At 69.0% G+C, this 9241-nt stretch carries 12 protein-coding genes; 3 read left to right on the forward strand and 9 right to left on the reverse strand.

Annotation, left to right across the window (positions count from 1 at the left end; all coding sequences use genetic code 11):
* Positions 1 to 300, reverse strand: a 300-nt coding sequence (locus ACLN58_RS13075) for a 2-C-methyl-D-erythritol 4-phosphate cytidylyltransferase (protein WP_415855700.1), incomplete at its 3' end; no start/stop codon positions are given.
* A gap of 216 nt (positions 301 to 516) precedes the next feature.
* Positions 517 to 999, reverse strand: a complete 483-nt coding sequence (locus tag ACLN58_RS13080) for a CarD family transcriptional regulator (RefSeq protein ID WP_066495480.1) — start codon at positions 997 to 999, stop codon at positions 517 to 519.
* 246 nt (positions 1000 to 1245) lie between these two features.
* Here ACLN58_RS13080 and ACLN58_RS13085 point away from each other — a divergent pair, with 246 nt between their 5' ends.
* A complete protein-coding gene (locus tag ACLN58_RS13085) occupies positions 1246 to 1842 on the forward strand; it encodes a hypothetical protein (protein WP_415855701.1) in 597 nt (198 codons plus the stop codon).
* A 117-nt stretch (positions 1843 to 1959) separates the two neighbouring features.
* Here the strand turns inward: ACLN58_RS13085 and ACLN58_RS13090 are convergent, their stop codons facing one another.
* Positions 1960 to 2640, reverse strand: coding sequence for a winged helix-turn-helix domain-containing protein (locus ACLN58_RS13090; RefSeq protein WP_415855702.1), 681 nt, complete (start codon positions 2638 to 2640; stop codon positions 1960 to 1962).
* On the reverse strand, positions 2637 to 3842 hold the full coding sequence (locus ACLN58_RS13095; RefSeq protein WP_415855703.1) for a sensor histidine kinase: 1206 nt from the start codon (positions 3840 to 3842) through the stop codon (positions 2637 to 2639). Before ACLN58_RS13095 ends, ACLN58_RS13090 begins: the two co-directional genes overlap by 4 nt.
* Before the next feature lie 205 nt (positions 3843 to 4047).
* On the opposite strand from ACLN58_RS13095, the gene phoU reads away from it, so the two are divergent.
* Positions 4048 to 4707 (forward strand): phosphate signaling complex protein PhoU, encoded by a 660-nt coding sequence (gene phoU / locus ACLN58_RS13100; RefSeq protein WP_415855704.1) that lies wholly within the window; start codon positions 4048 to 4050, stop codon positions 4705 to 4707.
* A gap of 326 nt (positions 4708 to 5033) precedes the next feature.
* On the opposite strand, the gene ACLN58_RS13105 is transcribed toward phoU, so the two are convergent.
* Together ACLN58_RS13105 and ACLN58_RS13110 are read right to left on the reverse strand one after the other, a co-directional pair.
* Positions 5034 to 5780 carry a phosphoglyceromutase gene (locus ACLN58_RS13105; protein WP_415855705.1) on the reverse strand — a complete coding sequence of 249 codons (747 nt, stop codon included), beginning with the start codon at positions 5778 to 5780 and terminating at the stop codon, positions 5034 to 5036.
* A 118-nt stretch (positions 5781 to 5898) separates the two neighbouring features.
* Positions 5899 to 6561 (reverse strand): TetR/AcrR family transcriptional regulator, encoded by a 663-nt coding sequence (locus ACLN58_RS13110; RefSeq protein ID WP_415855706.1) that lies wholly within the window; start codon positions 6559 to 6561, stop codon positions 5899 to 5901.
* 124 nt (positions 6562 to 6685) lie between these two features.
* On the opposite strand from ACLN58_RS13110, the gene ACLN58_RS13115 reads away from it, so the two are divergent.
* Complete coding sequence (locus ACLN58_RS13115) at positions 6686 to 7717, forward strand: medium chain dehydrogenase/reductase family protein (protein WP_415855707.1); 1032 nt, start codon at positions 6686 to 6688, stop codon at positions 7715 to 7717.
* 31 nt (positions 7718 to 7748) lie between these two features.
* Here ACLN58_RS13115 and ACLN58_RS13120 read toward each other — a convergent pair whose 3' ends face one another.
* The 3 genes from ACLN58_RS13120 to ACLN58_RS13130 form a co-directional block, all read right to left on the reverse strand.
* Positions 7749 to 8528, reverse strand: a complete 780-nt coding sequence (locus ACLN58_RS13120) for a class I SAM-dependent methyltransferase (protein ID WP_415855708.1) — start codon at positions 8526 to 8528, stop codon at positions 7749 to 7751.
* 52 nt (positions 8529 to 8580) lie between these two features.
* Positions 8581 to 8886 carry a DUF2516 family protein gene (locus tag ACLN58_RS13125; protein WP_415855709.1) on the reverse strand — a complete coding sequence of 102 codons (306 nt, stop codon included), beginning with the start codon at positions 8884 to 8886 and terminating at the stop codon, positions 8581 to 8583.
* 43 nt (positions 8887 to 8929) lie between these two features.
* Positions 8930 to 9241, reverse strand: a 312-nt coding sequence (locus ACLN58_RS13130) for a PLP-dependent transferase (RefSeq protein ID WP_415855710.1), incomplete at its 5' end; no start/stop codon positions are given.

The following is a 9241-nucleotide window of genomic DNA, read 5'->3' on the forward strand; positions in this document are numbered from 1 at the left end:
CTCGGCGAACGCTCGGCACACGGCCGCGAGTTTGTCGTCGTCCGCGGGGACGGCGACGCACAGCTGGCGCGCGATGCCCGCCGCGATCGCTCCGCGGAGCGCGTGGATGAGCATCGGCTCCCCCGCAACCGGCACGAGCGCCTTCGGGATCCCGTACCCGAGCCGGGTGCCGGCTCCGGCGGCAACGACGACGACGGCGAGCGGCGGCTCGGGCGCGCGGTGCTCCGGGCGCTCAGGCCCACGTTCCGGCAGCTCGGCGAGCTCGGCCGCGGCGTCGGCTGGGAAGTTGGCGGGGGTCACGGGCTCAAGCGTAGCGTCACGCCGCCGTCCCCAACTTCTCCGCAGGCCTCCCCAACTTCTGCGCCGCCGAGGACCGCGACGCGCCGCCATGTGGCCCAACACGCCGGTGAGCGGCGCCGGAACGTGGGGAATCCGGGAGAGGAGCCGGGGAAACCGGCCCCCAGAACGCCAAAAAGGCCCCGCAGCCTAAGCTGGGGGCCTTCCGAAACCTTGCGGTTAGGAGGCAAGAACCTCGTCGAGGACGGTCGCTGCCTGCTCCTCGTCGGTCTTCTCCGCGAGGGCCAGCTCCGAGATGAGGATCTGACGCGCCTTGGCCAGCATCCGCTTCTCACCTGCGGAGAGCCCACGATCCTGATCGCGGCGCCACAGGTCGCGAACCACCTCGGCAACCTTGATGACGTCGCCGGACGCGAGCTTCTCGAGGTTGGCCTTGTAACGGCGTGACCAGTTGGTCGGCTCCTCGGTGAACTCGGCGCGGAGGACGTCGAACACGTGCTCGAGGCCTTCCTTGCCCACAACGTCGCGGACCCCTACAAGATCCACGTTCTCAGCTGGTACTTCAATCGTCAGGTCACCCTGAGCCACTTTGAGCTTGAGATACATTTTCTCTTCGCCCTTGATAGTGCGCATTTTGATCTCTTCGATCTTGGCTGCACCGTGGTGGGGGTAAACAACCGTCTCGCCAACCTCAAAAACCATGTGGACATTCCCCTTTCCCGCAAGCCAGTCTATCACGACCGACCGAAGCCCCCGGCCGGAGGATGCCCCGCGATCGGCGGAATGACGCGGGAGAGCGATTGCCGCAGGGACCCAGCGGGGCTTGACGAATCGTCAAGAAAGTGCTTCACGTCACACGCGCGAGCGTCGCGGAATCTACGATCTGTCGAAAATCGGGCTACGCTAGGGGCGACCAGACCTCAGACACCATCGACACAGGAGCGAGCTGTGCGTTTCACTGCTTCGACCCCGGCCACGCGCGTTGCTCTCGCAGCCGCTCTGGGCTTGGGTCTGCTGACGGCCACCGGATGCGGCTACATCAACCCTCAGCAGACGTCCATCCAGTACTCGGCGTCCGATGGCATCCGCGCCGACGTCGGGTCGGTCCAGCTCCGCAACGTGCTCATCGCCTCGACCGGCAAGTCCGGTTCCTCGCAGTCCGTCAGCGCGAACGCGCCCGGCCGCATGATCGGCACCCTCTTCAACACGTCCGGCCAGGACCTCACGGTGTCGCTGTCGACCCCGTCGTCGAACACCGTGTCCGTGACCATCCCGAAGAACGGCGAGGTCCGCCTCGAGACCACGTCCACCCCGGTCGACTTCTCGCACGTGGGCGGGGTCCCCGGCTCGCTCGTGGACGTCACGGTAAAGGCGGGCGGCACGAGCCAAAGCGTCAAGGTTCCGGTGCTCGACGGCACCATCGCGGACTACCGCACCTACCTGCCGACCCCATCGCCGAGCGCCACCTCAAGCGCCTCGAGCTCGGCTTCGGGCTCCGCGTCGGGTTCGGCGTCCGCGACGCCTTCCGCGACCCCGAGCAAGTAGCTCACCCAGCGCCCCTTACAGACGACGGCGGCCGCTCACCCCAGATGGTGAGCGGCCGCCGTCGTCTGTGCGCGCCGTTGTCAATGCGGCGCCGCGGCGCGTGCGCGCCGGCGTCGATCAGGGCTCGAACTTGTAGCCGAGGCCGCGCACCGTGACGAGGAAGCGCGGGCTCGAGGGGTCCGGCTCGATCTTGCTGCGGAGCCGCTTGACGTGGACGTCGAGGGTCTTCGTATCCCCGACGTAGTCCGAACCCCACACGCGATCGATCAGCTGGCCGCGAGTCAGGACACGCCCGGAGTTCCGCAGGAGCATCTCCAGCAGCTCGAACTCCTTGAGCGGGAGGGCCACCTGTTCGCCGTCAACGCTCACCACGTGCCGCTCGACATCCATGCGCACGGGCCCGGCCTGAACGGTCGACGAGATGAGCTCCTCGGGCTCTCCGTGCCGCCGGAGGACGGCGCGCACGCGCGCCACGAGCTCGCGGGACGAGTACGGCTTCGTGACGTAGTCGTCCGCGCCGAGCTCGAGCCCCACAACCTTGTCGATCTCCGAGTCCTTGGCCGTCAGCATGATGACCGGCACATTCGAACGCTGGCGAAGCTGCCTGCAGACCTCGGTGCCGGGGGTGCCCGGCAGCTGGAGGTCCAGAAGGACGAGGTCGGCGCCGTTCCGGTCGAATTCCACGAGAGCGTCTGTGCCGTTGTCCACCACCTCGACCTCGTAGCCCTCCTTACCGAGGAGGAAGGACAGGGGGTCGCTGAACGATTCCTCGTCCTCCACGATCAGGATCCTGCTCAAGCGATCGCTCCTTGCTCAGGGGGCCGAGTGGCCCCTTCCTGGCGCCGGCCCGGTTCCGGGCTCTCAGCACCTTGGTCTTCCTCCATCTGGGGCAGCCGCACTGTGAAGGTCGAGCCCTTGCCGAGCTGCGACCACACGGTCACCTCGCCGCCGTGGTTCTCCACGACGTGCTTGACGATGCTCAGGCCAAGGCCCGTGCCGCCCGTCTGCCGCGACCTTGCGGCGTCCACCCGATAGAAACGCTCGAACACGCGCTCCTGGTCCTCCGGCTTGAGCCCGTCGCCCTGGTCCGCAACGGACACCGAGACAAGACCGTCCTTGTCCCGGATGCCGATCCCGACCTTCGTGTTGCCGGGCGAATAGCGGATCGCGTTGTCGATGAGATTGCGGAAGGCGTTGACCAGGAGATCCGGGTCGCCGTAGACCCTGTGAGCGCTCGTGCCTCCGACCACCACGGAGATGTGCTTGGCTTCTGCGGCGAGCCGGGACCGGTCGACCGCGTCCGCGACGACCTCGTTGACGTCCACGACCTTTCCTTGATGGACGATATCCGCGGCTTGGAGACGCGAGAGCTCGATGATGTCCTGGACGAGCGCCGCGAGGCGCGTCGATTCCTTGTGCATGCGCTGCGCGAAGCGGCGCACGGCGTCCTCGTCGTCGGGGCTCGCCTCGAGCGCCTCCGCGAGGAGGGAGATCGCGCCGACCGGCGTCTTGAGCTCGTGCGAGACATTCGCCACGAAGTCGTTGCGGATGCGCTCCGTGCGCGTGATCTCCGTGCGGTCGTCGGCGAGGAGGAGGATGTATTCCTCGCCGAGCATGGCCGCGCGGACCAGGACGATGATGGTGCCCTGGCCGAGCGGGCCCCGCGGAAGCTCGAACTGCTTCTCGATGACGACGCCGTTGCCGCGCACCTTCGCCGTCATTGAAAGCAGCTCGCGGTGCACCACCGTGTGCCCACGGACGAGCCCGTACGCATAGGCCGCCGGACTGGCGCGAACCACGCTGTCGATCGCGTCGACCACCACGAACGCCTTGCCGAGCACCGCGAGCACGTCGGCCGCACCCTCGGGGAAAGTCGCCTCCCCAGGGGCGACCTCGAGGAGGGCACGCTGACGCTCGCTCGCCCGGAACGCGAGGACGCCGAAGGCGCCGAAAGACAGGCCAAGAAGACCCGCGACGATGCCGACGACGAGAGGATCCACACCATTAGCTTAGGGGCGGGCCCCGACGTGCTCAGACCGAGTGCGCGAGCTCAAGCCCCGGTTCACGTATCGTTCACGTATCAGGTGGCAAGTATTCATCTGCCGCTGAGAGTGTGACGAGTCGAAGCACCCGCGAGGCATCGGACGGGACGGCATTCCCGCGCCCGTGCGCAGCGACACGGAGCACCGAGGAAAGGACACTGCCGTGCGCAAAGTTTTTCAGGAAGAACTCAAGTCGGTCCACGACGATCTCGTGGAGATCGCCCGTCTCGTCGCGACCGCACTCGACAAGGCCATCGAATCCTTCCAGAGCGCGGACGTTGACCTCGCCCAAGAGGTCATCGCCGAGGACGCTCGGATCGACTTCCGCCAGAGCGCGCTCGACGAGCGCGCCATCGACATCCTCGCCCTTCAGGGCCCGGTCGCGAGCGACCTCCGGACCCTCGTCGGCTCGCTGCGCATGAGCGCCTCGCTCGAGCGCATGGGCGACCTCGCCCGCCACGTCGCGCAGCTCGCGCGGTTGCGCTTCCCCGAGAGCGCGGTCCCTGAGTCGCTCGCCAAGACGTTCGCGCGCATGGCCGAGCTCGACCGGAGCATCATCGCGGACGTCGCGGAGCTCCTCGAGACCCACGATCTCTCCCTCGTCGCGAAGATCCAGGGCGCCAACGCCGAGATCGACGACCTGCACGCGGGCGTCTTCCGTGCCATCGCCGATTCCTCGTGGACGGGCTCGCCGGCACTCGCCGTCGACGCCGCGCTCGCGAGCCGCTACTTCGAGCGGTTCGCCGACCACGGCGTCTCCGTGAGCCGCAAGGTCTCGTATCTCGTGACCGGCGAGTGGGACGGGGACATGACGTCGAACTGACGTCCCGGTTTGACGTCCCGGTTGCGCCGACACGTTTGCTCGGTGCGAGCACCCTGCCAACGTGACGGCGCAACGTGCGGGAGTACGACGGCGGCCGCTCACTCCCCAGCGCCTCCCGGAGCACGCTTCGCATGCTCCGGGTCCCTCGGCACTGTGGGCCCCCGGTGAGCGGCCGCCGTCGTCTGTTGTGGGGCGCGTAACCGTCCGTCCCGCGACATGGCCGCCCTTCGGAGGCATAACCGTTGGTCCCGCCGGACGGTTATGCCTCTCTGGAACGGTCGTAGCGCGGAGGAGACGGTTTTGGCGTGAGGCGTGACCCGGCTGCGCTACTTCTTGCCCTGGTTCTTGACCGCCTCGATCGACGCCGCCGCGGCGGCGGGGTCGAGGTACGTGCCGCCCGGGTTGGTGGGCTTGAAGTCCTCGTCGAGCTCATACACGAGCGGGATGCCGGTGGGGATGTTGAGGCCAGAGATGTCCGCGTCGCTGATGCCGTCGAGGTGCTTCACGAGCGCGCGGAGCGAGTTGCCGTGGGCCGTCACGAGCACCGTCTTGCCCGCCCTGAGGTCCTCCTTGATCTCCGACTCCCAGTACGGCAGGAGGCGGATCAGCACGTCCTTGAGGCACTCGGTGCGCGGGAGGTCGTCGCCGAGGTCCGCGTAGCGGGGGTCGCCGGCCTGGGAGAACTCTGAGTCGTCCGGGAGCGGGGGCGGCGGGACGTCGTACGAACGGCGCCACTCCATGAACTGGGCCTCGCCGAACTCGGCGAGCGTCTGGGCCTTGTCCTTGCCCTGGAGCGCACCATAGTGACGCTCGTTGAGCCGCCATGAGCGCTTGACGTCGATCCAACCGCGATCGGCCGCGTCGAGGGCGATGTTCGCAGTGTTGATGGCGCGCTTGAGCCGGGACGTGTACAGGATGTCCGGGTTGAGGCCCTTTTCCGCGAGCAGCTCCCCGCCGCGCTGAGCCTCCTTGCGACCCTGGTCGTTGAGGTCCACGTCAACCCAGCCCGTGAAGAGGTTCTTGGCGTTCCAGTCGCTGTGCCCGTGGCGCAGCAGGATCAGCGTGTAAGTCATGGGGCCATGCTATCGAGCGGCCCGGCCCGGGGCCGTCTCGTGACGCATTCTTGTGGGCGGTCGGGCCTTCTACGGCGAGAGCTTCCCTCGGGCCTCCCTCAACCCGCTCCTGTCGCGGTCAGCCTCCTCCGCCCTTGGCGATCGCCTTCACCTCGGCGGCGTACAGCTGGGCCGGGTCGAAGCCCATGCCGGTGAAGTGGCCGGCGAGCTCCAGGGACAGCACGCCGTGCAGGCGAGTCCAGAAGGTCAGGGCCGTGTGCAGCCCCGCCGGGGTCGCCGTGTGTCCTGCTGCCCAGGCCCGATGGCCGGCCAGGTGTTCGTGCAGCGGGGACTGCGGCGGCCCGGAGGGGAGCTCCTCGGCGGCAGTGGCGTCGAGGAGAACAGCCATCAGCTCGGCGGCGATCCCGGTGATGTCCGGCGGCGCCTGGTAGCCGGGTACCGGGGTCCCGTAGATGAGCAGATACCGCTGAGGGTCGGCCAGGGCCCATTCGCGCAGGGCCTGTGCCAGTTCCGCGAGACCGGCACCGGCCTCGGCCCGGGCACGGAAGACATCGGCCAGGCTTCGGTAGGCGTCCCTGATCAGCTCGGTGATCAGCTCGTCCCGGTTGGCGAAGTAGCGGTACAGGGCCGGTCCGGTCATGCCGATCTGCTTGGCGATCGCATTGAGGGACAGTGCCGACGCCCCGGCTTCGGCGATCTGCGCCCAGGCCTGCTTCTTGATCTCCTCGCGCATCTGGGTGCGGTAGCGCTCCCTGGGCGACTCCGCGACCGACTCAGCCACAGCCAGACCACCTTCCCTCATCTAGCCAGTAGTTAGAAGTTATCACGAAGGTGATTGACTATCGCTGAAGTGGTGAGTTACAACTTCTAACGAACGCGAAAACATCTATCACAGGAGCGTGGCCGTGGACAGCGAGCGCCTCACCCAGATCGTCCTGCCCGGGATCGTGGACCCGGAGGGCCTGCAGATCCGTCGCACGGCGGTGCCCAGCCCGGGGCCCGGTCAGGTTCTGGTCGCCATGGAGGCAACCGGGGTGTCCTTCGCCGAGCAGCAGATGCGCCGCGGCCGGTACTACGACCAGCCGCCGTTCCCATTCGTGCCCGGATACGACCTGGTGGGCCGGGTGGTTTCGATCGGCGCGGGGGGCGACCCGCAGCTGGTCGGTCGCCGGGTGGCGGCGCTGGTGAAGGTCGGGGGCTGGGCCAGCCACATACTGCTCGAGGCCCTCGATGCAGTAGCTGTTCCCGACGGACTGAGCGCGGTTCAGGCCGAAACGGTCGTGGTCAACGGCCTCACCGCCTGGCAGATGCTCCACCGCAAGGCCCGGGTGCGTGCCGGGCAGACCGTCCTGGTGCACGGAGCCGCCGGGGGCGTCGGCTCGGTGCTGGCCCAGCTCGCCCTCGCCGCCGGCGCCGAGGTGATCGGCACCGCCTCGCCGCACAACCACGACACACTGCGGTCCATGGGTGTCGCCCCTGTCGACTACCGCGCGGGCGACGTGCCAGACCAGGTCCGCAACTGGGCCCCGCACGGGGTCGACGCGGTGTTCGACCATGTCGGCGGACGAAGTGTCATCGACTCCTGGCACCTGCTCGCCCCTGGCGGCACTCTCGTCGCCTACGGCAGCGCATCCACCCGGGACGACACCGGATCCAAGCTGTGGCCGGTCATGAAGATCATCGGCCGCACCCTGCTGTGGAACGCGCTGCCCAACGGCCGCCGCGCCCACTTCTTCAACATCTGGGCTGGCAGGAAACTGCGCGCCGACGACTTCCGGGCCCGGCTGCACGCCGACCTGGCAGCGGTCTTCGACGCGCTGCGCCGCGGCGAGGTCACCGCCCACATCGCCGCCGAGCTGCCGCTGGCCCGCGCCGCGGAGGCGCTACGCCTGGCCGAGTCCGGCACCGTCGCCGGCAAGGTCCTCATCGTCCCCTGACCCGCCGTGCGGGACACCGCCCCGAAGTCGTCTACGCGGCGGAGCCCGGTGCGACGGCGTCCCACTCGACCGTGAGCTCGCCAAGTCGCCAGCGCGTCGGCCCGTGAAGCACCGGCCAACCGGCCTCTTTGGCGGCGCGGACCATCGCGATCCAGCGCTGCCTCGTCCCGAAGGCAGCGAGCGGAGCGGAGGCGAGCCACGCGTCGTCGAGCGCGCCGAGGAACGCGTTGACGCGCTCGCCCGGGACGTTGCGGTGGATGAGCGCCTTCGGGAGCCGCTCTGCGACGTCGGACGGGCGCTCGAACGAGCCGAAGCGCACGGCGAGGGAGAGCGTGCGGGGGCCGCCGCCGTCCAGCGCTACCCAGGCCGCGCGGCGGCCGATCTCGTCGCAGGTGCCCTCGACGAACAGCCCGCCCGGCGCGAGCCGCGAGCAGACGAGCTCCCAGATCGCGGGGACGTCGGTCTCCTCGTACTGCCGGAGCACGTTGAACGCGCGGACGAGGGCGGGCCGCTCCCCGACGGGGAGCTCGAATCCGCCGAGCCGAAAGTCAAGCCCCTCGCGCTCGAGCGGCTTGGCCGCCTCGACCCGGCCCGGCTCGATCTCGACGCCCGTGAGGCGGAAGTCGGAGCGGACCACCCGGAGCCGGTCGAAGAGCTCGACGGCGGTCGCGGGGTGACCGCCGTAGCCGAGGTCGACGGCGAGCGGGGCCCGAGGGAAGGAGCGAAGCCGGCGCGCGTGAGCGCCAGTGATCCAGCGGTCGACGCGCCGCATGCGGTTGGGGTTCGTGGTGCCCCGCGTAACGTTGCCCACGGGGCCGCCGCGGGCCGGCCGGACCGGGCGGGCCTTCTGCACCACGGCGCGGTCAGCGCGAGGTGACGGCGGGGCGCACGTCCGCGAGGTAGACGCCGGCGATCGTCACGCTGGCGATGTTGAACAGGCTCAGGCCGAAGAAGGGTGTGGGGACGAGCACTGACAGCACCGTGACAAACGTCGCGGCGCCCGTGAGGCCGAGCCAGAAGCCCTTGGTCCGCTTGGAGCTCGCCTGGAACGCGGGGCCCTTGCGGAGGGTGCAGTCAACGAACGCCCACACCGACAGGACGGCACACACGAGCGAGACGAGGTACCCGACAGTGGTGTCGATATAGAAGATGAGAAGTTGGCCGCTCACGGTCCAAGCCTACCGAGTGCGAGGCCACTCGGCGGCGAGGGGCTCAGTCCAGCGAGTCGAGGCCCTGCGCGAGATCGGCCCAGAGGTCCTCGACGTTCTCGATCCCGACGCTGAGCCGAACGAGTCCCTCGGGAACCGTGAGCGGCTCGGCGGCGTGCCGCCGGCGCCGCTCGATGGTCGATTCGACGCCACCGAGCGACGTCGCGGGGAGCCACAGGGCGAGGGACGCCACGAAGGCGTCCGCGGACGTCGCGTCGTCGAGCTCGATGCTGATGATCGAGCCGAAGCCCGTGAACTGGGCGGCCGCGCGCTCGTGGCCCGGATCGGAGACGAGCCCGGGATAGCGCGTGCGGCG

Source organism: Sinomonas sp. G460-2, assembly GCF_047759905.1.
Taxonomy (GTDB): Bacteria; Actinomycetota; Actinomycetes; order Actinomycetales; family Micrococcaceae; genus Sinomonas.